This is a genomic window from Pseudomonas sp. GXZC, from assembly GCF_026967615.1.
Lineage (GTDB): Bacteria > Pseudomonadota > Gammaproteobacteria > Pseudomonadales > Pseudomonadaceae > Aquipseudomonas > Aquipseudomonas azotoformans_A.
Map to the genome: position 1 here is coordinate 1,101,051 of NZ_CP114115.1, position 23,674 is coordinate 1,124,724.

The 23,674-nt window shown below is 55.2% G+C and carries 24 protein-coding genes and 1 tRNA gene; 3 read left to right on the forward strand and 22 right to left on the reverse strand.

From position 1 onward, the window contains the following. Positions 1–87 precede the first annotated feature (87 nt). From OZ428_RS05135 to OZ428_RS05235, 21 genes are all read right to left on the reverse strand, one after another. Positions 88–2,043 (reverse strand): DEAD/DEAH box helicase, encoded by a 1,956-nt coding sequence (locus OZ428_RS05135; protein ID WP_269132831.1) that lies wholly within the window; start codon positions 2,041–2,043, stop codon positions 88–90. Beyond that, positions 2,040–3,920 (reverse strand): hypothetical protein, encoded by a 1,881-nt coding sequence (locus OZ428_RS05140; protein WP_269132832.1) that lies wholly within the window; start codon positions 3,918–3,920, stop codon positions 2,040–2,042. The genes OZ428_RS05135 and OZ428_RS05140 overlap by 4 nt, the downstream gene beginning before the upstream one ends. Before the next feature lie 110 nt (positions 3,921–4,030). Further along, positions 4,031–5,935 (reverse strand): type I DNA topoisomerase, encoded by a 1,905-nt coding sequence (gene topA, locus OZ428_RS05145; RefSeq protein WP_133074716.1) that lies wholly within the window; start codon positions 5,933–5,935, stop codon positions 4,031–4,033. Between the two features lie 97 nt (positions 5,936–6,032). Continuing rightward, positions 6,033–6,230, reverse strand: a complete 198-nt coding sequence (locus OZ428_RS05150) for a CrpP family ICE-associated protein (protein WP_133074715.1) — start codon at positions 6,228–6,230, stop codon at positions 6,033–6,035. A 60-nt stretch (positions 6,231–6,290) separates the two neighbouring features. Further along, positions 6,291–6,734: a hypothetical protein gene (locus tag OZ428_RS05155; RefSeq protein ID WP_133074714.1), complete on the reverse strand. Its 444-nt coding sequence runs from the start codon at positions 6,732–6,734 to the stop codon at positions 6,291–6,293. Between the two features lie 102 nt (positions 6,735–6,836). Further along, on the reverse strand, positions 6,837–7,292 hold the full coding sequence (locus tag OZ428_RS05160) for a single-stranded DNA-binding protein (protein WP_133074713.1): 456 nt from the start codon (positions 7,290–7,292) through the stop codon (positions 6,837–6,839). Positions 7,293–7,307: 15 nt separating this feature from the next. Then, the gene (locus OZ428_RS05165; RefSeq protein ID WP_133074712.1) at positions 7,308–7,847 is read right to left on the reverse strand and encodes a DUF3158 family protein; all 540 of its coding nucleotides are present in this window, start codon (positions 7,845–7,847) and stop codon (positions 7,308–7,310) included. Between the two features lie 5 nt (positions 7,848–7,852). Then, entirely contained in the window at positions 7,853–8,578 is a 726-nt protein-coding gene (locus OZ428_RS05170) for a PFL_4669 family integrating conjugative element protein (RefSeq protein WP_133074711.1), read from the reverse strand. Between the two features lie 965 nt (positions 8,579–9,543). Beyond that, the gene (locus OZ428_RS05175; protein ID WP_133074710.1) at positions 9,544–10,845 is read right to left on the reverse strand and encodes an STY4528 family pathogenicity island replication protein; all 1,302 of its coding nucleotides are present in this window, start codon (positions 10,843–10,845) and stop codon (positions 9,544–9,546) included. Next, positions 10,842–11,537 carry a DUF2857 domain-containing protein gene (locus OZ428_RS05180; RefSeq protein WP_133074709.1) on the reverse strand — a complete coding sequence of 232 codons (696 nt, stop codon included), beginning with the start codon at positions 11,535–11,537 and terminating at the stop codon, positions 10,842–10,844. Before OZ428_RS05180 ends, OZ428_RS05175 begins: the two co-directional genes overlap by 4 nt. 28 nt (positions 11,538–11,565) lie before the next feature. Then, positions 11,566–13,332 carry a ParB family protein gene (locus tag OZ428_RS05185; protein WP_133074708.1) on the reverse strand — a complete coding sequence of 589 codons (1,767 nt, stop codon included), beginning with the start codon at positions 13,330–13,332 and terminating at the stop codon, positions 11,566–11,568. Next, positions 13,329–13,565, reverse strand: a complete 237-nt coding sequence (locus OZ428_RS05190; protein WP_133074707.1) for an Arc family DNA-binding protein — start codon at positions 13,563–13,565, stop codon at positions 13,329–13,331. The genes OZ428_RS05185 and OZ428_RS05190 overlap by 4 nt, the downstream gene beginning before the upstream one ends. Positions 13,566–13,598: 33 nt before the next feature. Further along, positions 13,599–14,600: a nucleoid-associated protein YejK gene (gene yejK, locus OZ428_RS05195; RefSeq protein WP_133074706.1), complete on the reverse strand. Its 1,002-nt coding sequence runs from the start codon at positions 14,598–14,600 to the stop codon at positions 13,599–13,601. Then, positions 14,600–14,839: a type II toxin-antitoxin system HicA family toxin gene (locus tag OZ428_RS05200; protein WP_133074705.1), complete on the reverse strand. Its 240-nt coding sequence runs from the start codon at positions 14,837–14,839 to the stop codon at positions 14,600–14,602. The genes yejK and OZ428_RS05200 overlap by 1 nt, the downstream gene beginning before the upstream one ends. Further along, positions 14,836–15,357 carry a hypothetical protein gene (locus OZ428_RS05205; protein WP_008437321.1) on the reverse strand — a complete coding sequence of 174 codons (522 nt, stop codon included), beginning with the start codon at positions 15,355–15,357 and terminating at the stop codon, positions 14,836–14,838. The genes OZ428_RS05200 and OZ428_RS05205 overlap by 4 nt, the downstream gene beginning before the upstream one ends. A 180-nt stretch (positions 15,358–15,537) precedes the next feature. Beyond that, positions 15,538–16,887, reverse strand: a complete 1,350-nt coding sequence (gene dnaB, locus OZ428_RS05210; RefSeq protein ID WP_133074704.1) for a replicative DNA helicase — start codon at positions 16,885–16,887, stop codon at positions 15,538–15,540. After that, complete coding sequence (locus OZ428_RS05215) at positions 16,884–17,102, reverse strand: hypothetical protein (protein ID WP_032877851.1); 219 nt, start codon at positions 17,100–17,102, stop codon at positions 16,884–16,886. The genes dnaB and OZ428_RS05215 overlap by 4 nt, the downstream gene beginning before the upstream one ends. Beyond that, positions 17,086–17,805: an HNH endonuclease signature motif containing protein gene (locus tag OZ428_RS05220; protein ID WP_057726158.1), complete on the reverse strand. Its 720-nt coding sequence runs from the start codon at positions 17,803–17,805 to the stop codon at positions 17,086–17,088. Before OZ428_RS05220 ends, OZ428_RS05215 begins: the two co-directional genes overlap by 17 nt. After that, complete coding sequence (locus tag OZ428_RS05225; RefSeq protein ID WP_133074703.1) at positions 17,802–18,503, reverse strand: DUF2786 domain-containing protein; 702 nt, start codon at positions 18,501–18,503, stop codon at positions 17,802–17,804. Before OZ428_RS05225 ends, OZ428_RS05220 begins: the two co-directional genes overlap by 4 nt. Further along, positions 18,500–19,258, reverse strand: a complete 759-nt coding sequence (locus OZ428_RS05230; protein WP_133074702.1) for a hypothetical protein — start codon at positions 19,256–19,258, stop codon at positions 18,500–18,502. Before OZ428_RS05230 ends, OZ428_RS05225 begins: the two co-directional genes overlap by 4 nt. 1 nt (position 19,259) lies before the next feature. Continuing rightward, positions 19,260–20,120 (reverse strand): ParA family protein, encoded by an 861-nt coding sequence (locus OZ428_RS05235; protein ID WP_133074701.1) that lies wholly within the window; start codon positions 20,118–20,120, stop codon positions 19,260–19,262. A 241-nt stretch (positions 20,121–20,361) separates the two neighbouring features. On the opposite strand from OZ428_RS05235, the gene OZ428_RS05240 reads away from it, so the two are divergent. The 3 genes from OZ428_RS05240 to OZ428_RS05250 all read left to right on the forward strand — a co-directional run bounded on the left by OZ428_RS05240 (position 20,362) and on the right by OZ428_RS05250 (position 22,268). After that, a tRNA-Pro gene (locus tag OZ428_RS05240) sits at positions 20,362–20,438 on the forward strand. Positions 20,439–20,604: 166 nt separating this feature from the next. Further along, positions 20,605–21,348, forward strand: a complete 744-nt coding sequence (locus tag OZ428_RS05245; RefSeq protein WP_133074700.1) for an isochorismatase family protein — start codon at positions 20,605–20,607, stop codon at positions 21,346–21,348. A gap of 32 nt (positions 21,349–21,380) precedes the next feature. Beyond that, positions 21,381–22,268 (forward strand): LysR family transcriptional regulator, encoded by an 888-nt coding sequence (locus OZ428_RS05250; protein WP_269132833.1) that lies wholly within the window; start codon positions 21,381–21,383, stop codon positions 22,266–22,268. A 49-nt stretch (positions 22,269–22,317) separates the two neighbouring features. Here OZ428_RS05250 and OZ428_RS05255 read toward each other — a convergent pair whose 3' ends face one another. Then, positions 22,318–23,616 (reverse strand): NAD(P)/FAD-dependent oxidoreductase, encoded by a 1,299-nt coding sequence (locus tag OZ428_RS05255; protein ID WP_269132834.1) that lies wholly within the window; start codon positions 23,614–23,616, stop codon positions 22,318–22,320. Positions 23,617–23,674: the final 58 nt, after the last annotated feature.

The window sequence follows — 23,674 nt, forward strand, 5'->3', positions numbered from 1 at the left end:
GGCGCAGTAGAAAATAGGAGTTTGCGTCTTTAGGTATTTAAGCGAACGCTTTCAATGCAATTGCGGTGATTAATTTCAATCGGCATTTTACAAAATGGCTGACAGTTGGGACCTGGCGTTTGCTGCTGCATCGGGCTCAATGAGGTCGCTCGCTAGTTGCCGTTTATCCAGCAGCATTTGCCACAGCATCTGATCGATGGAGTTTTCTACCAGCGGGATCTTCACCACAACCATGCGCAGCTGCCCATTCCTGTAGGCTCTATCTTCCGCCTGATCCTGTAATCCTGGCGTCCATGGCAGCCCCAGGAACATGACATTGTTTGCAGCAGTCAGGTTATTTCCTGTACCTGCGGCAGAAGTGGTGGCAGCGAACACTCTGGTGTCAGGATCACTTTGAAAACGGTCGATCGCTTTTTGGCGTTTGCCGAGGGAGTCACTGCCTACCACGGTAACGCAACCGTATCCGGCTTGCTCGCACTCCGCTCGCAGGGTGCTGACAGTGTCCTTGAACTCACAGAACAAGATGACTTTGTCTTCCACATCCAGTTCGCACAGCAGCTCCATGACGACCCGAACCTTCACCTGCTCTAGCAATTGGCGCAATGAACCAAGCCTGGCGAGACTTGGTCTGTCTTCAAGACGTATCCGGTCGTATTCACGACGTTCCTCGACTGAAAGCTCTACCGGCAAAGTCTGACGATGCTTGCCCTTGAGATCTGTGAGCACGTCTTTACGTCGACGAAGCATCCAGTCGCCAATCGCATCTCGAAGATTCTTGCGAAATTCCGGACTGCCGGCGAACTGTTCGCAAAACTCCTTGAGCGACAGCTTTCCGACGGGGTGCCCTGACAGTCGTAGAAGCGTGTGAAGTTCTGATTCCCGATTGAGCACCGGTGTACCGGTCAATAAATATCGATTGGGCACCTTGGCTGCAATGTCGAACCCATGGCGCGTCCATGCGGCGGTTGGCTCCTTCAGACGATGAGCCTCATCGATGATCATCACTTCAAAATGGCCGGCCTGCAGGACATAGTCGCCCAAGCGCTCGTAGTTAATGATGGTCCACTGCAACGACGGATCAAAGACCTGCTGACCTATTCTGGCTTCGGGATACACCATCTGGATTTCACGTTGCCAGTTGATAATCAGAGTCGACAAAGTGATGACGAGGATAGGGCTGTCACCCGCTCGAATAGCGGCGGCGATGATGGCCTGACGTGTTTTTCCTAGGCCCATATCATCGGCGAGCAATGCACTGGTCCGTTGCAGCAGATGCCGGATGCCCGCTGGTTGATGGCCGAGCAATGAATAACTCGCCAGGGCCAGATCGATTTGTTCAGTGGTGAACTCGGTCCGCTCGATGTATGGCACAGCGGCAAGGTAAACGTCGGTTGAAACTTCTTCGTTACCAGATTGAGCAGCGCGCTCCTGGGGCGGACCTCCGAGGCTGATGCGAGATACTTCATCTGCGGGAACAATAGATCCGTCGGTCAGCAGCTCCTGCACGGTGTCCAAGATTTCGAACTGTTCCTCAGACAATCCAAGCTCAAGAATCAGGTTGCTTCGCACCAATTCTGCGCCGGCATCGATGCGCCAGGATTTGGAATGCCCGAGAAACACACCATGCATGCGCCGTGAAACGGCGACTGCTCCAGGGTGGTAGTCACCAGACAGCAGAACTCCCCCCTGAACGAGCGGAGCGATCCGAAATGTCAGCCCCCAAGTGAATGCCTGCCGATCTGGAGTTTTTTGCGCTGATGAGATTTTCTGTGAAAACGTCTCCCAGCTTTCGTTAAAGCGGTTCTCGCACAGTTCCACCAAACGATGGAATAGCACATCCAGGTCATCCAGCAATTTTCCCTTGGGCAAGCGCCAATAGCGATGCTGGGGATGCTCTGCACGCCGGATATAGAAACCGTCACGTTCGAGAAACAGCCGATTGGCTCCTTCGACGTACTGCAACAAAATGCCGAAGTCATAGCCGTCGAAAATGACCTTTTCAACCAGGTCTTGCCGGCGGTTCATGAGGCGAGGACGGCTCATTTTCTGCTCAGGCGCAGGTTGATCCATTCTGCGCACGCTTGAGCATGCAGTTGTTTCCGGTTTCGATTTGTATAGCGAGACATGGATAGGGTTTGGTCGGGCCATTCCAGATTGATGTCGAGCTCACCCGATTTGATCTTTGCCCAAAACCATTGATAGGCCCGGTCAACCCTGGAGCCCGACTTAGGCGTGCGATTGCGCAGCCCTCGCAGTTGTGTCGTCACCAGGTGTTTGGGAGTCAATTTCTCTAACGTTTCTCCCCAGGCACTTTCATTCATCTGGATTTCGGCAGAGGCCAAGGATTGCCCGTTTTCGCGAACCGAAAAAAGTCGGCAGTTGCCCCGATAAGCGCTGTAGTCATAACCATCAATACAATGGCCCAGCGCTTGATGTTCCGCATAAAGATCGGCTGGACATTTCAGCTCGACAATCAGCAGCCCATTCGGACTTACGAGGGGTGTGTCATTTGAATTAAGTAGCGTCCTCCAGGGCGTTAAAGAGTCTGTTTTTGTTTGGGGATCTGCGGCATCCAAGGCTTCACGTATGTCTATCATTGCAAGGTGAAAGCTATCCACCAAGCTGGCGATCTGGTGATAGGTAGCAGTACCAATGAAGCTTTTGAGTTTTTGGAGTGCTTCACCGGCATCGGGTCCGTAGCTCTGATCTATGTTGTTGAAGAGCTCGTTCAGGTCTCGCAAATCGTCGGCGATTTGGGACCAACTGGGGTCCGACCAATCAGTTGGACACCCCGACAGCAGCCTGTTCCAGTCCTGCGTTTGCTCACGCAGTTGATACGGGATTTTATCCAGCAGGGCGAAGAACGTGATCCAGTGCGCTTTTTTAAGGGGACGTCGATTGCCAAGTGAGGCTCCTAACAGCAGTCGATGCCAGGGAGCTTCAGGCCCCTCACGATTGATACGGGTCAATGCACTGCCGGTATCGTATACACGTTGTTGCCCTAAATAGCGCACTGCAGTACGCGGCGTCTGTAGCAGCCACGCCAGGGTGTCGGTAAGCGGAAGACCTGCGTCTGCAATGCGACCTATCAGGCACTCTTGAGCGATGATCAAAGACCCATCGTCGCTCCAGTTTGGGCGGCATTCTTGAAGTTCGTCCCACGGGCAGGTCATGTATACCTGCTCCTGCTTATCCCACGGCCACGGCCATTGATCTACCAATACCAGAAGTGGAATCAGTACCGGTTGAGCTTTAAGCGCCTGCAACCGGCGTATCCGGTCGCCTTGAGCCAGCCAGTTATAGAGCTTTGGGGAAGGGCATTGCGCCGAACGGATAGCGAACAGAAGCTCCTGGTCCAGGCACTGGCAAAACTGCTTCAGCGTGCTGCCAATCTGCTTCAGGTAAAAGCGGTTTCGAGGATTGAAGTACCGATTGTTGCTCACCGTTGCATCGTAGCGATTGCGATTGAAGCTCCCGAGATCTTCAATCGATAGGTCTTGCGCCCTCTCTCCAGCCGACCTGCAGAAAGAGGTCAGGAGGACGTCTGCATACCAGCGTTTTTCAAACCTGAGCAAGAGCTGCTGGGCCACTAGTGCGGTGGGTTTCTTCTTGTGGACGCGGTCCTTGCCAGTGATTTTGCAGGCCTTCATCAGATGACCATCGAAGTACTGGAGGTGATCGCCGATTCTGGCCAACATTGGACGTATTTGATCATTTGGTGAGGGCAGAGTGACGCACCAGCACCGAGTGTGAACGGTTGAACTCAGGTAGGTTTCTATGAATGAGGTCAGTCGGGTGGGAGGCACGCTAAAATGCAAAGCCCAGGTCTGGGCGACTTCAATTTGCCGGTCAGAGAACTTCTCCAGTTTCGGCGCTAAGAGGCGCAGACCCAACACCGATTGTCTCTTCTGTTCGCTCACCCATGACCTCCTCTGCAATTTCGCAGAGGAATGTCAGGTATAGGCGTGGTCGGCTTCCAGGGGTAATGCGTAACGGCGTTGACAGTGATTTGTATCGACAATGGCAGAGGTCAAACCCCTCTGGGTTTATTGAGATCGGGTTTGCCATTCAAGTTTGGAAAACTCACCTTGCAGCCATTCGATTTGAAGCCCGTGCACCCCCAAAAGTCATATCCACCGTCTCCTTTCTTCTGCCGCCTTGCGAGGGACTGATTGCATTTCGGACAGTTGAAAGCACCACCAGATGCAGCTGCGCGTGGCGCGGAGGTCATGGCCACACTCGGCATTCCACTTTGCTGAGACAGTTCCTCCTGCAGTCGCTTATGCAGACGTGCAACGACGGCGCCGTAGGTGTCTTGGCCCTGGGCGATTTTGTCCAGGTCGCGCTCCAGCTCCCGCGTAAAATCCAGCTCCACGAAACTGAAGAACCCTTCGAGTTTCGCGATCGTTTCCTCCCCCAGCGACGCCGGTACCAGTTTGCGGCTTTTTTCCTCGATCAGGCCTTTGCTGGTGATGTTCTTCAAGATCGAGGCGAACGTACTGGGACGACCAATCCCGCGTCGTTCCATTTCCTTGATCAAACTGGCTTTGGTGTAACGCGAAGGTGGCTGTGTTTTTTTCTTCAGCAGTTCGCCGCTGTGGACTGAAAGAATCTGTTTGGGGGAGAGTGCGGGGACAGGGTTGTTGGTCTTGGTGTCCTCTTCATCGTCAGTGTCATCGCCCTTGAGCAGTTTCCGCCAACCGGGATGAAATAGAGTTTCACCTTTCGCTTCAAATCTCAGCGCCTTACCGCCAGGCCCAACTGCGAGCAATGTCACCGTGCGTACGGAAAAGATTGCCGCTTCGAGCTGGCTAGCCAGAGCACGCACCCATATCAACTTGTACAGGGCGAGTTCATCGTCATTTTCCCCTGCCTTGGCATCAGCCCAGTAGGTCGGTGTGATGGCTGGATGGCCTTCCTGCGCGCCTTCGGCGGACTTAAACGTCCTCCGTTCGTCGACGGCCGTCATCCCGAGGGCTTTAGCAACCGTTCGAATATCGTCCATGGCTTCATCCGGAACATTGGGGTTGTCCGTCCGGTGATAAGTGATCACGCCTTGCTCGTACAAGCGCTGGGCCACCTGCATGGTTTTGTCAGGATCCCATTTCAACGCGTTGCTGGCGGCCTGTTGAAGAGTGGATGAGATGAATGGTGCGGGAGGATGACGCTCGGCCTTGCGATCCTCGCAGGACTCCACCACCACATTTCGAGTGCCGGCGACGTGCTGAGCCAGGTTGCTATCCTGAACATAGGGGAATTCCTTGCTTGTGAAATCTGGTACCGGTTGCCACTCGGCATACCAAGTGGTGCCCCGACTTACATCGGCAAAGAACAGGCGCACGCCAAAGTGATTGATCACCTGAAAGTTGCGGATCTCGCGTTCGCGCAAGACCACAAGAAACACGGCGGGTGATTGAACGCGGCCAGCGGAAGTAGGTTTGCCCATCAGGCGCCGCAACTCTTGGGTCACCAGGTAACCCACCAAGCGGTCAAGCACACGCCTGCATTCCTGTGAGGCAACCCTGTTCAGATCGATTTGTCGTGGATTGGCTAGTGCCTCTTCAACGCGCTTGAGAGTGATCTCGTTGAAGGTAATGCGTTTGTAGGATTTGACCGCCAGTACCTGCTGGATGTGCCAGCTGATGCTTTCACCTTCGCGATCCGGGTCGGTTGCGAGGTAGATTTCATCGGCCTGTTTAGCTGCGGCCTTCATGGTTCGCACGGCCTTGGCGCTCTTGTCCAGGATCTCGTACACCGGTGTGTAATTTTTGCGGACGCCTGTGGTGATCATGCTGTCGTCCTGACCTTTCGCCGGCAGGTCGCGGATGTGCCCACCACTGGCAACCACCTGCCAGTCTTCGCCTGGGCGTAGCTTCTTCATCATTGGCTGGAGCTTTTTCAGCTTACCAGGTGCCTCGATGATCAATAGCTTCACGGTGTGTCCCTCTCAAATAATCAGAGCGGGACTGTTGCGTCAGGCGGGCAGGGCTTCAATAGGAAATGGTCAATACGCAGGGGAGGGCATTATGCGGCTATAGGTCCAGCGATAGCTGCTGCGCCTGGGCAAAGCCCTTTAGCCACGACGCACGCATAGCGGGGTGTTGGTAAGGGCAGTCATACACCCGTAGCCCTTTCCGCGCAGCGGCCGCACCAGTGGCAATAACCGTCAGGTGAGGGTTGTTGGAGTGTCGCTTGTCAGAGGTTTTAGGCAAGAAGGCGTCATCACCCATGCCGGTTGCTCCTCGATGCTCAAATTCATCTACCAGCAGATCCGCGCATGGCGCGATTTTTTACGGGAAAGTGTTTCTGGCAGGTGCCGGGGCATCGAACCAATCGGCGGCCCTTAGCCAATGTACGAAGGACTCGACAGATTGACCACTTCGTCGTTGAAAGTCGTGTAAATCGCCATGAAGCTCAAGATCCTCAGACTCATCATCCCAGTTGAAAAGTTCGAAGTAGTTGGTGTCGTAGCGATCAGGATTCAAAAGCTCTTGTATGAATCTTCGTGCGACAAATGAGCTCATGTCACTGTAGTCATTCGCCCAGACGTCTTTATCACGCCAACCAGCTTTGATCCAGGAGGCGAGTTGAATGTTATCGGTGATACCGTAGTAGTCTGCTGCGTTTACGTCGCTCTCATCACAGTACCGCCAGTAAAGCCGCCCTAACGTGGGGTGATCCGCAGCTACCAGAAGCCAGCCATCTGGGCACCTCACCTCATCATCGTCCCGCATTGTAATACACCTTAAAGCTTCACGATTGGGGAGGGAAAGCCGTTGAGGGTTTCCCTCCACCACAAGTTTCACGATGGGGGGGCCAAAATTAAGCCCCTGTAATCAGAACTGACGGTCGGGGTCCGGGTAGTCGTCGAAATCTGGTGCAGGTTGCGGACTGGATTGATCACGTGGCGTGTTGCCTTGGCTCTGCGACGGTGTCAGGGTCACGCTCGCAATCCTGTGCGGCATGATGGCAACCCGAGAGGCTTGAATTTTCAGAGCCGCATTTTCCTCACCATCTTTTTCCCAGCGATCCATTACGGCGCGACCGGAAACAATTACACGCATGCCTTTCTGAAACAGTTGCGAGTAGTGTTCCGCGTCTTTGTGCCACCATTCGACGTTCGCCCAGAATCCCCCTCGATCTTCGTATCCGCCTTTACCGTCCGGGATCGAGTTGTCGAAGTAGACGTTGGCCCGCATGAGCCTCCGTGGGTCCTTGTTACCGTTGGCGAACTCTTTGAATTCCGGGGTGGAACCGATATTGCCTTCCCAGCCTTGTACTGACGTGCCCATAAATAATCTCCGAGGTTATTGGTCTTGCATTGGGTTGGTGAGCTGCTGCAGTCGAGCGGTGTACACGTCCTCTGCCTGGCCCATTTTTTCGGCGCACTCGGCGGCCTGTTTGGTAATCGAGTGCAACAAACTCATTTGCATGTTCAAGGTGATGCGCTGCAGCTCCATCACGTAGAGGTCCTGCAGCATGGATTCCGGTGTTCTGGGTGAGCTCATCATCTCTGCCCAAACTCCCACGCCCATCCGCCGGTCCGTCACTTTCTGCCAGCGCAGAAACTGGGTACCGGCTTGGGTGTTCTGTTCAGTGAGTCGCACTGGAACAAGGGTGAATGGATATTGGCGTGCCTGGCTCAGCACTTCCTGGGCAAGTGCTTTCAATTCCGATTCTTGAACTCGGCATAGATCGGCAAATTGGCTCAGCTCCCCCTTACCTTTAAAAGGCTTTAAAAGGCCTTTTAGTGAGGCAGCCTGTTGCAGTCGCTGGAAGGCATCCTGTTGCAGTGGTCGGAAGGCGGTCTGTTGCAGCACGCCGTCTTCTGAGGACGTCTGGCCCATGACCATCAGCCTTCCTCGGTATCATCAAAGTGATCATTCACCTCGGACTGCTGTTGGCCACGAATGATGGGGGGAGCAAAGTTCGAACGGCGCGTGCCTTCCAGGATGTCCTGCGGCAGTTCACCGTAGCGCTCGTAGATTTTGCGGGCTGCTTCAGCCTTGGCATTGTTGGCGGCGAAGTCATCGCGGGCAGCGCCGGAGTATTTGTAGTTCTGGGCCAGACCAAAGAGTCTGCGCAGTACCGCAGCACCTTCATCGATCCAGGTTTCCATGTCGTGCCGCCCGACAAGGCCAACGTGCTGGGCCAGCAAAATGCGTCTGACAAGTTCGTCGTAGTTAGTGAGCAGGTAAACGGCCTGGAAACCGAGTGGGTTGGCAATGTACAGCGGTAGGCTGACAGGCTGGATTGACAGGTTTTCGCTGATGGTGATGGCCGGGGGGAGGGAGGCCATCGCTGTGTCTAGGCGCTCTTCAATAGTTTTCAGCGCTTCCTTTGACTCGCTGATTTTTTCTTCTAGTTGGATCATCCACCAATCGGAGTAGGGATCATCCTGTTGGGCGCCACGAGACATGCGATTGACGACAGTGCAGAACCCCGACAAACCGATGATGCCGACTTTGAGATCATTTTTTGGGCGTCCCATCCAGATACGTGCTGCATGGTGCGTGTGAAGGGTTAGCTTTACATCGCTGCGCAGTGAACCGATGTTGAGCCGGAAGTTATCAGCCATGGTGCAGTGTTTCCTTGGGAAGAGGATTGACGTACCCATGCTGCAATTTGGCTATAGGAGACGCAGCATTAAATGCGTAGCCCGATGGAAGGGGATTTGTTGATGCTTCTATATATAGGAAGAGATGTAACTCGCCTGTGAGCTGATGACCTTCACTGATGCCGGACCCTGTTGGTGTGTTGCGGGCCGCAACACTTGCGTAGCATCGACCACTGCTGCCGGATCCTATTGGGGGGGGGTGTGAGCCGCACCACTTGCGTGGTGGCCTCCGCTGATGCTGGATCCTGTTGAGCTGTTGCGGGCCGCAACACTTGCATAGTGGCCTCCACTGATGCCGGATCCTGTTGGTGTGTTGCGGGCCGCAACACTTGCGTAGCGTCGACCACTGATGCCGAATCTTGTCTGGGTGTTGCGGGCCGCAACACTTGCGTAGCATCGACCACTGCTGCCGGATCCTTTTGGGGTGGTGTGAGCCGCACCACTTGCGTGGTGGCCTCCGCTGATGCTGGATCCTGTTGAGCTGTTGCGGGCCGCAACACTTGCATAGTGGCCTCCACTGATGCCGGATCCTGTTGGTGTGTTGCGGGCCGCAACACTTGCGTAGCGTCGACCACTGATGCCGAATCTTGTCTGGGTGTTGCGGGCCGCAACACTTGCGTAGCATCGACCACTGCTGCCGGATCCTTTTGGGGTGGTGTGAGCCGCACCACTTGCGTGGTGGCCTCCGCTGATGCTGGATCCTGTTGAGCTGTTGCGGGCCGCAACACTTGCGTAGTGGCCTCCGCTGATGCCGGATCCTGTTGGTGTGTTGCGCGCCGCAACACTTGCGTAGCGTCGACCACTGATGCCGAAACTTAGCTGGGTAGGGTGGGCCACACCACGTGCGTGGTGGCCGACACCGATATCGAATCCTGCCAGGGCGATGCGGGCCGCATCACTTCCATAGGCTGGCTCTAAACCAAACTTCATGGAGGTGTACCCCGATTGGGCTTCAGCAAATGCAACATTCCGCTGAGTGTGTGTTTCGCGGTTTGTATCGACTCAGGGCTACGCGGCTGAGCAACCGTCTTCGTAGTCTGCTCTGAGCCCTCTGGAGGGGTTGAAGCGTCTTCACGCTCGGAGCTCGCTTTTGCCTTGTCGTCAGGGTTCCAATGGCTGTTGAAATCGCCGCGAACGGCCATGCCAACGAGCGTCATTAGGTATCCCAGCGGATTTCTGACCCCTCCCGAGTCACAGCGGTGGACCCATTGTTTGATGAGCGCAGGTTTCAACTCTGCAGGAACCTTTTGCAGCGCCAGGACCGCGTTCTGTTTTTGCTCGACTGGTAGTCGATGCAGTGCACCGAGCAAATCGGCAGCGATATCGTTTGATGCGGGGGGTACATGTACAGAGCTTTTACAAACATCTTTGTGTGTATCTGTATACGTACTATATGAGTTCGGATTCCGAACTAAGTCCGAACTCAGGGATTTACGGCTGAGTTCGGCATCCGAACTCTGCTCCAAAGCGATTCGCTCTTGGTCTTTTTTGCTGAGTTCGGTATCCGAACTCAGTGGGGATAGAGCTATATTTTGCTGAGTTCGGATTCCGAACTCAGCCGCTTTGATAACGACTGGAGCCTGCGCTTTGGTCCAGGCCTGGCTATTCATTCGGGATTCGATGATGTCTAGCCGGTTAGGTAAGCGTTGGCCAACGTCAGGATCAGATGCAAATTCCTTCCAGGCAATTTCCGCTACTTCGCGAATCACCTTGGTTTGGTGCTGCATTGACTGCGCGAGTAGCTGCAAGTAGTCCTTGTCGAACTCTAGAGCTTCGGCCGGTGTGACCGGTTCGTCATGAAGCAGGTAGACGTTGCCTTGCACTTGTCCACTCAGATCATTGCGCACCCGTCGCCCCAGGCTAAGCCAACGGGTAAGCCGTAGGGTCACTAATGCTTTTGATACAGTTTCACGTGAGGCAGGCCTACCGGGTTGCATACCCAAATATGGCCGCAGTTGGTCATAGGTAGGGAACGCCGTAAGGCCGTCGTCATTGATCAGTAGGCGAAATACCTGCCAGGTGTTTCTTTCAAGCGGGGTTAAGCGATCATCTAAAAGCAATCGGCGAGGCACCGTTTCGTGTGGGTTCCCGCTGAAAATAATTCCGGAGTAGGGGGAAGACCCTTCAATCCCCGGAGGCGCCGACTCTTTTTTCTGAAGCAAGTGAGCTTCAAGATGATCCGAGGCCGAGTCTAAAAGAGTCGACAAGGGGAGCCGAGACAACCTCATAATACAGAGTCACCTTCCACTGATGTCGCTGCAGGCTGTGCAAGTCGTTGAGAAGACACAAGCTGTAGCCTTCTCGGAAGGCCCTGGTTTGCAGGAGGGTAAAGCCCTTCCTTTATCCAGGACTGAATGCGATGCCAGATGATGGCCAGGCTGAGGTTTTCGTGGGTTTCATCTGGACTAGTATCCTGTGGAGCATTGAGTTCCTCGGCGACCAACATGGCGATGTCCAGCAACGCGAGACTGTCGCCAAGCTCTACCTGATGCTCTTGCATTAGGTGCGTCCATCGGTACCAAAGCTGAGCGTCCATCTCCTCACTGAACTCCCGCCAACGGCCACGACGTGCCGTCACGCCGATCATGAGGCGTTGAAGTGCCACATCCTGCGGAGACAGCCCGAAGAACTGTTGCAGCATTTGAGTGGTCGCGCCAAGTCGCAGCGCACGTTCAATCATGCGCACTTCTTCATCAGAACGCTGCGCGCCTGACAGTAGTTTTTTTACCATGTCCCCATCAATGGTGACGTTGCACCAAGACACGGGAGTGTTAAGCAGCAAGCTCAGAACTGAAGGTTGTTGGAGCTGAGCCAATATCTCTGGCTCCAGGCCCATTTCGATGCAGCGCCGAAGTTGGCCATTACGCATGTGATGAAGCACCTGTGACAGGATTGCTTCATTTATTGGTGTCTTGGACATGACGACTCCCCCTTATAGAGTCCGTGTGTTAACTGGCTGAATTCGGACCATTGTTGGCGACTGACTGGATTTCCAGGTCAATCAAACGTCTTGCGAGACGAATAATGCGGAACAGCTTCACTAGAGCGCCGTCGCTGAGACGGCATTCACTTTCAGGGGGCTGATCTTTTGTGTGAGGCTGGCCCAGTAAGATCTGGCCCAGCCCTGCTGCGAACTCGAAGTCAGCCAACGCGTCGATTTGAAGCTCGGGTTGCTGCTGAATCATTTTCAGTACGATGGCCATCGAGCCGCTCAAAGACTGGAGCAGCGTCAAGGTATGTTGGGCTGTGGCAGTAATTTCGACTTCCGCTTCGGGGTGTCGGTAGCTGAACCCGACGCCACCGTCGATATCGATGAATTGACCTGGGGCTTTGACCGAGCTGGCTATTTCGCGAGCCAATTGAGCGATGTGCTGACGCAGGGTCGAGGTATTGTCTATTTCGCGTTCGATGTACCAAAGGTCAGAAATGGGATTGAGTCCGCCAGCTTGAACAGGGATGGCCACCAAGGAATTGGAGGCGAAGTCGGGCAAGACCTCACCGTCAAGCGCAGCGAGCTCCCGTTTCATCTTGTCGACTCTGGGAGAAGTCTTCACAGGGCTCGCAACGTGCCCATCGATACGTGCTTGGCGCTCTTGTGGGCTCATTTGCTGCTGCGGAGCAGGTGCCAGTTGCTGTTGCACCTCTTCAGGTGAAGGACTCTCTTTGGAGGGCGTCGTCTTATGTGTGCTGCCCCCCGAAGTAGTAGGGGGTAGTTGTAGAGGGTTCGGTTTAGCCTCAATGCCATTGTTTGAAACGTTAAGTTGAGTCCCCTCCTCAAATTGCGATGCAGGGTACTGTGGCATCTCAAGAACCGGCGTAGACCTGCGCAATTGGTCCTGGTTCTGAGTGATTTCCAACAGTATCTGCTCGTAGCCGAGGTTCAGCGGTTTTTTTAGCTGATCTATCAGTTCGTCCTGAAATCGCTGGAATAGGAATTCCTCAGCGTCGCCTTCAAACTGGGACAGTACATCTTGGAAGAGCGTATCGAAATCAAGGTACTGCTCCTGCTCTTGATAATTGCGATCCCAGCACTGAAGAGCTGTTTTGCGTAGCGCAAGCAGTTTCGAGATCCGATCTACGCCCAGCCCTGAGTAAAGTACTCCAGGTATTGCTGGGAGCAGGTAACGGATGCTGTCCTGCATACGACTCAAGTGAGATGCAGAGACCGGGTAGCCATCCGATGACAGCCGCCGGGAAAGCTCTCGCAATGAGATTGATTCCCCTGCCTCTGTTTCATACAAGGCTCTCGCTTTGTCGACCCCAATAGCCCGCTCAATGAACAGGAGCTGGCCTTGCAGGTCGTTTTCAGCCAAGTGGCCGGTAAGCGAGATGATTTCGCCCCGAACGGCGTCCCAGGGGCGAAATAGGCAGTGAAACTTGAAGTACTTCTCGTCGCCGGTCTCACGATACAACTCGTTTAAAATTGCCAGGCGAGTGTTGCCGCCGTTGCGGATCCGGTACTTATCTTCCCCAGGTTTACGGGTGACGGGAGGTGGCGTATCGAGTCCCCGATTCCGTATCGACTCTTTAATTTCATCGTACTTGGGGTTACGCGTCGTCCTTGGGTTCTCGTCATACGGCAGTGTTTCGTCGAGGGTCAATAGCATAGGGGTATCGACGATGGGGTCGCTCATTCGAGCTGCCACCGGCGACTTTGATTCAAACGCAGGCAGCAGCAGCTTATCTTTCATGGTCTGGGCCAAAGACGGTTTCATACTCTGGCTCCAGGTTGCTCGTAAGCTGGGCTTGCCGCCAAAAGCTGGTCAATGATTTTTAAAGCTCGATCCAGAGCGGCCTCAAGTTCGACGGTGGATTCCAAACGATGAACGATTTCCGAGTTCATTGATCGGGTGTTTTCGCGCGCCTGCACTGCGATACGTTCGCGCATCCCATCGGGAAGGCGAACAACGAATTTTTCTTCGTGCAGACGTTTTGGTTTGTTGATCATGGTGGGCTCCGATGCCTAGGGTAGAAAGTGTGTTCAGCGACGTTTCAACTGATCAGTGAGTTGGGTAGGTAACCCCTTGATGACTAATGAATTGGACGCCTCGTCGTACTCGATCTTGTCCCCTAGCAGATGGGCTTCAAAACTGATGGACAAGCCTTCGGCACGGCCGGTGAACCGACGGAATTGGTTGAGAGTGCGTTTATCCAGGGGGATTTCCGGCGACAGGCCGTAGTCCTTATTGCGGATATGGTCGTAGAACGCCTTGGGGCGATCTTCATCGATCAAGCCTGACAGTTCCTCCAGGCCCATGGGTTCACCGAGCTTGGCCTGGCTGGTGGCGTAGTCCACCAGGGCCTTGGTTTTCTCGCGGGCCGATTCATCTGGCAGGTCTTCGTTTTCAACGAAGTCGCTGAACGCCTTGAGGAGGGTGCGGGTTTCGCCCGGGCCGTCGACGCCTTCCATGCAGCCAATGAAGTCGCTGAAATACCCCGAGATCTTTTTACCGTTCTTGCCTTTGATGTAAGAGATGTACTGCTTGGACTGCTTGTTGTTCTGCCACTCGGACAAGTTAATACGCGCCGCCAGGTGCAACTGGCCAACGTCCAGGTGGCGTGAAGGAGTGACGTCCAGATCGTCAGTAACCACCACGCCTTCACTGTGATGGAGCAGGGCGACAGTCAGGTAGTCGGTCATGCCTTGCTGGTAATGGGCAAACAGTACATGGCCACCGGTGGAGAGGTTGGATTCCTCCATCAGCTTTTGCAGATGCTCGACCGCCGTGTGGCTGAAGGCGGTGAAGTCCTGGCCACCTTCAAAGTACTGCTTTAACCAGCCGCTAAACGGGTGCGCGCCGGACTCTGCATGGAAGAAACCCCAGGCCTTGCCTTGTTTGGCGTTATAGCTCTCGTTGAGGTCGGCAAGCATGTTCTCGATGGCGACCGATTCGGATAGCTCCGAATCGCGTGCCTGGAGAACAGCTGGTGAGCCATCGGGTTTTTTGTCGATCAGGTGGACGATGCAATGACGGATAGGCATTAGATTGCCTCCTGCGAGTGTAGGGTTCGAGCTCGATCAGCACGACGAATACGGGCTTTGGCATTGAGGCCTGAGCGGTAATCGCTTGCGGTTGATGAGGTGTAAATCGATCCAAGGCCAGATTTCGTGAACTTGATGTGGCCACCTTGAGTGCGAGACACCGTCCAGCCATTCGCTTCAGCAAACTTCACGAGTACACGAAGGCTCTCGCTTTTTCCGCGTAGGAGATTGGTGGTCATAGCTCTGCATCCCTGTCTGCCAGAACGTTACCAGTCTGGATCGCGATGATTTCAGCCTGGTCGCCAGGAAACTTGGTACCGAGCTCATGCAAAAAGTGACGCGTAGCCTCACGTGCTCCAGGCACGCGGAACACCACGCTGCAGTGCTGAACTTCCGCGGGGTGTTGCAGGTGAGACATGACGGCCACTTTCAGCGAGCAGCACTGGAGGTAGCGGGGCACCCAAACCGACCAGAAGTAGCTGGATAGCAAGGCGCCCGCACAGAGCAGTTCAACGGTAATTGTTGCGCTGGGCGTGTTGGTCAGCTCAACGTAGCCGAGCTTCTCAAACTCCAACAGATCCTCACGCATGCTCATTGGGACCACGGTGCTGTGGTCACGAGCAAGGCGGCCGATCGCTTGAGCTAATGCGTCGAGCTCCACTGGGTTGATCCCAGATTTATGGGCATGAGCCACGGCAGAAGCTTCGAACACGGCACCGGCATGGATACTAGGAAATAGCTCGGCGCTACTGTGCATCCGACACCTCCTGAAGCTCCTCGATGTCATAGCTATTGCAAATAGGGCAAATAAGCTCGTCCACTTCACTGCCGGGTAAGGCTGGAGCGCCACTCACTTGATGTTTCGGGTGGTGGCTATCGCATTGAAGGCACCAGTGAGTGATGCGTACGAGAGTATTCATCGCTGAGGTGTGCTTTTTCATAGTTGAGCCCCTTGCCAGCCGGCGTTGGGACTGAGGTTGGCAAATCGGGTCTGATTGGCGATAAAGGCTGTTCGTACGGTCCCAGTTGGGCCGTTACGCGCCTTGCCGAGAATGATTTCTGCAATGCCTTTGTGTTCGCTCTGAGGGTGGTACACCTCGTCGCGGTAAACGAACATGATGACGTCTGCGTCCTGTTCGATTGCTCCGGATTCCCGTAAGTCTGAGTTGATCGGGCGCTTGTTCGGACGTTGCTCTAGGGATCGGTTGAGCTGCGATAGCGCTATCACTGGGCAGTTCATTTCCTTGGCGAGGGCTTTAAGGGCCCGAGAGATTGCGCTGATCTCGTTGGCTCTGTTTTCCTGACCTGGGCAGCGCATGAGCTGCAGGTAATCGATCAGGATCAAGCTCGGGTGCCCGAAGCGACGAGCTGCTCGACGAGATTTGGCTCTGATTACTGCAGGCGTGAGCGCTGATGAGTCGTCGATGACCAGGCGCTCGCCATAGCCATTGATACGAGAAACCGCTGCAGTCAGCTTCGGCCAATCATCATCATCGAGCTTGCCCTTCAATAGCCTGCCCAGATCGATATGGCCTAGGATGCCCATCAATCGATACATCAATGCTTTGGCCGGCATTTCCATGCTGAAAACCTGAACTGTACGATCAAGCTTTGCCTGCAGAGCCGTATCTATGAAGTTCAAGGCCAGAGAGGTCTTCCCCATAGACGGGCGCGCGCCGAGGATGATCAGGTCGGCTTCTTGAAAACCCGACGTCAGCTCGTCCAGGTCCTCCAGGCCTGAAGGCAGGCCGGTCACGGTGATATTGCCGTTGAAATGTTCGTCTATTTGTTCGACGACATTCGTCAGGCACTGGTTGATATTGACGAATTCCGTTGCGCTCTTGCCCCCACCCAGAGCGAACAGTTGCTGTTCAATTGATTCTTGAACATCCTCCGCATTTGCCAACGGGTCTGTCGCCTCGCGAGAGCATTGGTATCCAAGGGACATGAGCTGTCTGAGCCGAGAGCGATTACGCACGATGGATGCGTAATGCTCGATGTTGGCTACAGACGGCGTGTTTTTGGCCAGCTCGCCCAGATAGCCCAGCCCTCCGGCTTCGTCTGGCTCTTCCAACGCGTTGTGGACGGTGACGATGTCGAACGGAATCGACTTGTCAGCAAGGCTTGCCATTGTCCGGAACAGCAACCGATGGTCGTGTCGAAAAAAATCAGAGGCATCCAGTTTGTCCGCGACGAGATCCCAGGTGTTGTTGTCGAGCAGTAGCCCACCTAACACACCTTGTTCAGCCTCTACGGAGTAGGGCGGTGATAGGTCAAGGTGATTCATTTCCCTGACTCCTGACCTATCTGAAGAAAACCACTCCCGTTGCGTGCCCCCAGGGCTTTGACCATGTCGACTTCAACCTTCGCTGAATTGATCATGACCTGAGCAACCTCCGCTACCGCTTTAGCCCGTTCAATTTCCATTGGTTTTTCCGGGTCCAGGAGGCTCTCGATCGCGACGAACAGGTGATTACGTAGATCTTCAATCTTGTTCTTCATTTTCAACCTCCCGGATGGTGCGTTTGAGTTTGCCGATAGCGCGTATTGCGGATTTCAGCTCTTCCGGATACCGATGAATGGTGTTACGACGCATGCGTTCTGCCCTCGTCAGCAACTCCAGGTTATTCAGGGCTATATGGGCCTTGTTGCCGTCCTTGAAGCACACGCACATGTTTAAAGGGACTGGTCCGTGATGCTCCTCCCAGAGCAGTACGTGCACCGCTTTCCAGTCAACGGGTGGATAACCGGTATCGGTAATTTTCTTCTGCTGATAGCCGTCAGGAGTCGTGCGCAGGCTGCCAACAGGTAGCCAGTTCCCCGGTTTATTCCCCGCCTTAAACTGCGTTTGAGTCATGCGGCCAGAGGAGGGGAGCCCCTTGAGGCCCTTATTCCACGGGACAAAACCCTTGGGAAAGCGGAATTCAGCTCCCAACTTGCCGTCAAGCCGGCCACAGAGACTACTGCGAAGAAACTCGGTGCTTTTGCTCAAACCCAGCCGTTTGGCTTTGGCATAGACCTGATAGACGCTGAGTCCCAATTCGGCGGCTAGGACATGAGTCGGTTCATCGGGATAACGGGCAATGAGCGTGCGCTCTTCTGCCTCACTCCAAACATGGTGTTTGTGAACCGGGGTAAGCCCAAGCTGGGATCGGGCTTGTTCCAGCGCCGCCATGGCCAAAGGTGAAAGCGAATGAGTTCTCATTGGCTCCCCCCATGCCCAAGGGCTACTTGCGACTGCTGTCCAACACCACGATGCAGCCTGGCATGCTTGCCCTGGTCCCATCCCGCTTGCAAAGAGCGGGTGTCATGACCTTTGGCTTCGATGGGCTTGATAATGGCTAGTGTTAGTTTTGGATGGTGCCATTCCAGGTAGGCTTGGATCTCCAGCGCAGTGTTTTCGTCTATCCCGCCTGCAAACTGGTTCACCTTAGAGGCGACGGCATTGAGCCAGCCCTCTGCAAACAGTTGGCCACGGTGACGTTTGGTTTTTAATTGGCAACGCTTCTGCTGGGCAACATGAGCTCGTCGGGCTGCGACAAGCTGGTGATGCAGCGTTGAATAGGTGTGAGCTGCCAGCTCGGGTGAAATACCTTTCCCCAAGAACTTGAAGGACCAGCCAAGCAGCGGATTGAAATACGCCAAGTGGCTGCAATCGAAGGCTTGGGAGCAGATTGAGGCCAGGTTGTGCAGCCAATCCTGCGGTGCCCTACGGGTTTTGGTACCCACAATGGCTTCTTCGATTGTATGGGCAGCAACTTCGGTGTGTTCCAGGTTGTACTGTTTCATCAAATGGCGAGCTTGACGAAGTGCAATTTCCACTTCGTTTGGGGCAGCGCCTTGTGACTTGGCCAGCGTCATGAGTTTGGCAACCTTGCTGAGGACTTTTTGCTTGTCCATCATTCGCCCCCTTCCTGTTGAAGGCTGGGGGAGAGCGCCTCTGACCACAGGCGAAGTGTTTCTTCCTCATCAGCAGAGAGGTGAGTCTGTGCAAGACAGTCCGCAACCTTCTGTTTCAAGGCATCAAGACGGTCTTGAACACTTGATCCGTCGTCGTAAGCAATCTCCTGCTCAACAGCCTGCATAACTTCATTGCGCACAGAGAGAACAGTGCTTATCCAGAAGGCACTTGGGCTGCTCCAGCCAATGAGTTTTCTAGTCCTTGCAGGCAATAGGTACTCACGGAGAATGAGATTGAAATCCCTAGGGGACAAACCATTCCTAAAGACGTCTGCGCGATTTAGTGTCAGCGCTGTTTTAAGAATTTCGAGGAGCGGTTCCAGATCCGCTGGCTCAGAGACAAAAGGTTTTAGATATGTTTCAGCTACCAGGCGCTTGGCTTCTGCATATCGTGCTTGCTGACGGACTTTGGCTTGGCTTTCGACGCGGCCGCGCTTTTCCTTCGCGTGTTTTATGTTCGAGTTCACTGACTCGATTAGCTTCGCGGCGTCTTGCAAAAGCTGAATCTGTTCAATGCTCAACTGGGCGCCAATCCGACGGGGTAGATGGCAACCGCTTGTCAGGGCTCTGATTTCTCGTGCGGTTCCACTGAGCTTGGCTTGCAAGCTGCGCAATTGCTGAGCGCTGTAGTACTTGCCAACCTCTAGGATGAGATCTGCAGTAATACTGCGGGCGTCGGTAATGGAGGGCTTCGCCATTTCAACGACCCTCCCTCACCAAGTTGGCTACCTTTTCCTCGGTCATGGCCTCGAAGCGGTCACGCCATTCTGGGAAAAGCTCAATGGCCAAACGGCGAATGACGACTAGGGCTGCCGGGGATATTCGGTTTGAAGGCTGTCGGTATTCCAGGCGGTGTACTGGGACGCCCAGGGAGGAACCGCTACGAAACACTACTGCGCTGGGGACGACGCTATCCAGAACGTTGATTTCGTCATTGTCCTGGAAAATTTCCCGTACCGACTGCTCGATCATTTGCGCGTCAGTGGTTTGGTCGAGATTGTTGACGACTATCCGCACGGGTGGGATTTTCATGCCCAGGCGCCCATAGGCGCGCAGGCCGTCCAACATCTGCATGGTTCCCCGGCTGAACTCCCGTGCAGCGAGCATATTGGGCGGAAGTGGGGATATGACCAAATCAGAGGCTAGGACCACCATTTCGAGCATGGCCGATCTGGCGCCTTGGGTGTCAATCAGTACCAGGTCGAAATGATCTTTGAACGACGGCATCAGGTTGGCGAGCCGCAACCGTCCGTCAGGAGCTTGCAGGAGCAGGCTGTTCAGTTGGTTGTTGATGTCGTTGGAAATGACAAGCGATAGGTTTGGTATCGCGGTGCTGGATATGATCTTGGCTGATTCGGTGATATTGAATGCCAGCAGGTCGTAGATGCCCCCCTGAGCTTCGTCGACCAATTGGTAATACGAGGAGAGTGAGGGCTGTGCAGGATCTAGGTCGATGAGGAGCACGCGCAGGCCTGCATCCGCACAAAAAGCGCCGAGGTTGGCCTCGATGGTGGTTTTGCCTACGCCGCCTTTGGTCGAAACGACCGCAGAGATTTTCATGGTTTGGAGCCTCTAATGTGGGTTCATTAGAGGCTGCGAGGCCACGGAACAGCTATGTGTAGCGAACAGGATCCTGGGCTTTGAAGCACTAAAACCAATTGTCTTTTAACCAATTGGTCGTAGGTTCGAATCCCACACGACCCACCATTTTTGAGACCAGTTAACGCTGGAATCGAATCTTAAGATCAGAGGCCAAAAGCGCTGATCGAAGAAGGCGACTGAAAGGTCGCCTTTTTTTTACCGGGGTATAGCGCAGTCCGGTAGCGCGCCTGCTTTGGGAGCAGGATGTCAGGAGTTCGAATCCCCTTACCCCGACCATATTAAAAATCCTCGTATCGCAAGATACGGGGATTTTTTTTGCCCGTTTTCTACTTCATTTGTGCGAATTCCAAACAGATATTGTGCTGATTGGTGCGTTGGTGCTGCGGCGGTCGCCTCCTAGACTGGGCTCCGTCAGTTACTTACCCCAACAGGAATTCGCATCATGACCCGTACCGTATCGTTGCTCTGCCCTCAATCGACTCGTTCATTGCCTGCATGGGCCAAATCCACGCTCGTTGGTTTGGGCATGATGTTGGGTTTCGGCCAATTTGCCGCCGCCGCCGATGCCGCAGCGAACCCGCATCCCACTATCCGTGCCATGTCGGGCGCCGAATCCATTGGCCGGCTGGACCCGAAAACCACCGCCTTGCTGGTGATCGACTTCCAGAATGAATACTTCACCGGCCGCATGCCGATCCCGGACGGTATGAAGGCCCTGGAAAACACCCAGCGCCTGATCAAGTTTGCCGACAAGGAACACATCCAGGTTATCCATGTGCAACATATCGCCCCAGACGGCGCGGCTGTATTCGCAACCAATGGCAAGACGGTCGATTTCCACCCCTTGATGAAGCCGAGACCACAAGACAAATTGGTGCAGAAAACCACCGTCAGCGTATTTGCCAGTACCGATCTGGATGCCCAATTGAAGCAAGCCGGCATCAAGACCCTGATCATCACGGGCCTGATGACGCACGCCTGTGTCGCCGGTGCCGCCCGGGACGCTGCGCCGTTGGGGTATGACGTTGTGGTAGCATCCGATGCCACCGCGACCCGGGCGATCACCCGTGTCGATGGCCGTTCGGTGACCAAGGATGAGTTGCATAACGCGGCGCTGGCTGAGATCGAAGACACCTTCGGTTCGGTGCTGACCACCTCGCAAATCATCGCTCTGCCGGTTAACTGATTCCCCCTGACCAGCCTGGGATCACCCGTTCCATGAACCAGTTATCCGCCATGCGCGCCTTTCGGGGCATCGTTGAAGCCAAGGGGTTCTCTGCTGCCGCAGAACGCCTGGACACCACACACTCGACGATTTCCCGGCAGTTGCAGCAACTGGAAACTGAATTGGGCGCCCAACTGATCAATCGCAATACGCGGCGCTTCAGCTTGACCTCGGCAGGGGAGCAATACTACGCAGCGTGCGTTGATATCCTTGATCGCGTCGAGGCCGCCTCCCAGGCTGTCGCCCAAGGGCATCAGCGTGCGGAAGGTCTGCTGAGGGTTAGTGTTCCGCTGGTGGTGGGGACGTTGGACTTGCCGCAATGGTTGCCGGGTTTTCAGCGACGCTACCCGGATATCGAGCTTGAGTTGCATTGCGATGATCAGTTTGTCCATCTGGTCGCTGACGGCTTTGACGTCGCCCTGCGTATCGCCAGCGCCTTGGCGGACACGACGTTGATGGCCCGAGCGTTGACGATTTCCAAACAGGTGCTGGTAGCCTCGCCGGCTTACATTGGTCGCCATGGTTTGCCACGTTCGGCCCAGGAGCTCGATAAGCACCGACTGCTGACATTCATTGGCGCCTCGTCGGACTGGGTGTTGAGCCCGGTACGCGGTGAGGCTGTCACGGTGACGCCCTCCGGGCGGTTCAGGAGCAACACCATCAGTGCGCTGCATGCGGCGACATTGGCGGGGGCGGGCATTGCGTGTTTTACCCAGGCCACGGTGCGCAGTGATTTGGCGCAGGGCCGCCTGGTGCCGATCCTGCCTAATTACTCGCTAGGCGAGCGGCACTATTACGCCCTTTATCCACAGTCCCGGCACTTGGCACCGAAGGTGCGGGCGTTCGTCGACCACATGGCTGAGTTTTACAGGGCCCAATAAAAATCCCCCTCTCTTTCGAGAGGGGGATTTTTTTCAGCGGCGCAGTCGATCAGTGCAGCTTGAGCCGTGGCTCGGTGCCACGCCCGATCTTGCTGCCCAGCATCAGCATCGCCGTGCGAAAGAAACCATACAGCGCCATCTGGTGCATGCGGTACAGCGACACATAGAACATCCGCGCCAACCAGCCTTCCAACATCACACTGCCGGTGAGGTTGCCCATCAAGTTACCCACCGCCGAGAAGCGCGACAGCGAGATCAGCGAGCCGTAGTCGGTGTACTTGTAGCTCGGCAGGTCCTTGCCTTCGATGCGCAGCTTCAGCGACTTGGCCAGCAACGAGGCCTGCTGGTGTGCGGCCTGGGCGCGTGGCGGTACGTTGCGGTCGGTGCCTGGCTGCGGGCAGGCGGCGCAGTCGCCAAAGGCGAAGATGTTCTCGTCGCGGGTGGTTTGCAGTGTCGGCAGTACTTGCAGTTGATTGATGCGGTTGGTTTCCAGGCCATCGATGTCCTTGAGGAAGCCTGGCGCACGAATCCCGGCGGCCCAGACCTTGAGGCTGGCGGGGATTACCTGGCCGCTGCTGGTGATCAACGCATCGGCGGTCACTTCGCTCACCGCCGAATTGGTCAGCACGGTCACTCCAAGTTTCTCCAGGGTTTTATGCACAGGCCCGCCGATACGCTCCGGTAGGGCAGGCAGCACCCGTGGGCCGGCTTCGATCAGGGTGATGTGCATGTTTTCCGGCTTGATGCGGTCCAGGCCGTAGGCGGCCAGTTCATGGGCGGCATTATGCAGTTCGGCGGCCAGCTCGACCCCGGTTGCACCCGCGCCGACGATGGCGACGCTGATCTTTTCCACCACGTCCGTCTGCCCGGCATGGGCGCGTAGGTAGTGGTTGAGCAATTGCTGGTGGAAGCGCTCGGCTTGCTTGCGGGTGTCGAGGAACAGGCAGTGCTGCGCCGCGCCTTCGGTGCCGAAGTCATTGGTGGTGCTGCCCACGGCAATCACCAGGCTGTCATAGCCCAGCACGCGTGCGGGCACCAGCTCACGGCCTTCTTCGTCGAGGGTGGCGGCCAGCTGGATTTTCTTCTGCTCACGGTCAAGCCCGCTCATGCGCCCCAGCTGGAACTCGAAGTGGTTCCATTTGGCTTGGGCAACATAGTTGAGTTCGTCTTCCGAAGAATTCAGCGAACCGGCCGCCACTTCGTGCAGCAAGGGTTTCCAGATGTGGGTCAGGTTGACGTCTACCAGCGTGATGCTGGCGGTGCCGCGCTTGCCCAGAGTCTTACCCAGGCGGGTAGCCAACTCCAGGCCGCCGGCGCCGCCGCCGACGATAATAATACGATGGGTCATGGGGATATCTCGCAAGGCTAAAAGAAATCGGAGCAGTTACCCCCGCGAGCGCCAGGCA

What these genes read in the sequence shown, in the direction of transcription:
- yejK (WP_133074706.1), bottom strand. Translation starts at nt 14,600, where the DNA reads ATGCCTATCCGTCATTGCATCGTCCACCTGATCGACAAAAAACCCGAT.
- OZ428_RS05205 (WP_008437321.1), bottom strand. Translation starts at nt 15,357, where the DNA reads ATGCACAGTAGCGCCGAGCTATTTCCTAGTATCCATGCCGGTGCCGTG.
- OZ428_RS05250 (WP_269132833.1), top strand. Translation starts at nt 21,381, where the DNA reads ATGAACCAGTTATCCGCCATGCGCGCCTTTCGGGGCATCGTTGAAGCC.
- OZ428_RS05150 (WP_133074715.1), bottom strand. Translation starts at nt 6,230, where the DNA reads ATGGGTGATGACGCCTTCTTGCCTAAAACCTCTGACAAGCGACACTCC.
- OZ428_RS05135 (WP_269132831.1), bottom strand. Translation starts at nt 2,043, where the DNA reads ATGAGCCGTCCTCGCCTCATGAACCGCCGGCAAGACCTGGTTGAAAAG.
- OZ428_RS05215 (WP_032877851.1), bottom strand. Translation starts at nt 17,102, where the DNA reads ATGAAGAACAAGATTGAAGATCTACGTAATCACCTGTTCGTCGCGATC.
- OZ428_RS05185 (WP_133074708.1), bottom strand. Translation starts at nt 13,332, where the DNA reads ATGAAACCGTCTTTGGCCCAGACCATGAAAGATAAGCTGCTGCTGCCT.
- OZ428_RS05225 (WP_133074703.1), bottom strand. Translation starts at nt 18,503, where the DNA reads ATGATGGACAAGCAAAAAGTCCTCAGCAAGGTTGCCAAACTCATGACG.
- OZ428_RS05175 (WP_133074710.1), bottom strand. Translation starts at nt 10,845, where the DNA reads ATGAGGTTGTCTCGGCTCCCCTTGTCGACTCTTTTAGACTCGGCCTCG.
- OZ428_RS05200 (WP_133074705.1), bottom strand. Translation starts at nt 14,839, where the DNA reads ATGACCACCAATCTCCTACGCGGAAAAAGCGAGAGCCTTCGTGTACTC.
- OZ428_RS05255 (WP_269132834.1), bottom strand. Translation starts at nt 23,616, where the DNA reads ATGACCCATCGTATTATTATCGTCGGCGGCGGCGCCGGCGGCCTGGAG.
- OZ428_RS05230 (WP_133074702.1), bottom strand. Translation starts at nt 19,258, where the DNA reads ATGGCGAAGCCCTCCATTACCGACGCCCGCAGTATTACTGCAGATCTC.
- OZ428_RS05235 (WP_133074701.1), bottom strand. Translation starts at nt 20,120, where the DNA reads ATGAAAATCTCTGCGGTCGTTTCGACCAAAGGCGGCGTAGGCAAAACC.
- OZ428_RS05220 (WP_057726158.1), bottom strand. Translation starts at nt 17,805, where the DNA reads ATGAGAACTCATTCGCTTTCACCTTTGGCCATGGCGGCGCTGGAACAA.
- dnaB (WP_133074704.1), bottom strand. Translation starts at nt 16,887, where the DNA reads ATGAATCACCTTGACCTATCACCGCCCTACTCCGTAGAGGCTGAACAA.
- OZ428_RS05165 (WP_133074712.1), bottom strand. Translation starts at nt 7,847, where the DNA reads ATGGGCCAGACGTCCTCAGAAGACGGCGTGCTGCAACAGACCGCCTTC.
- OZ428_RS05190 (WP_133074707.1), bottom strand. Translation starts at nt 13,565, where the DNA reads ATGATCAACAAACCAAAACGTCTGCACGAAGAAAAATTCGTTGTTCGC.
- OZ428_RS05170 (WP_133074711.1), bottom strand. Translation starts at nt 8,578, where the DNA reads ATGGCTGATAACTTCCGGCTCAACATCGGTTCACTGCGCAGCGATGTA.
- OZ428_RS05180 (WP_133074709.1), bottom strand. Translation starts at nt 11,537, where the DNA reads ATGTCCAAGACACCAATAAATGAAGCAATCCTGTCACAGGTGCTTCAT.
- OZ428_RS05160 (WP_133074713.1), bottom strand. Translation starts at nt 7,292, where the DNA reads ATGGGCACGTCAGTACAAGGCTGGGAAGGCAATATCGGTTCCACCCCG.
- OZ428_RS05245 (WP_133074700.1), top strand. Translation starts at nt 20,605, where the DNA reads ATGACCCGTACCGTATCGTTGCTCTGCCCTCAATCGACTCGTTCATTG.
- OZ428_RS05155 (WP_133074714.1), bottom strand. Translation starts at nt 6,734, where the DNA reads ATGCGGGACGATGATGAGGTGAGGTGCCCAGATGGCTGGCTTCTGGTA.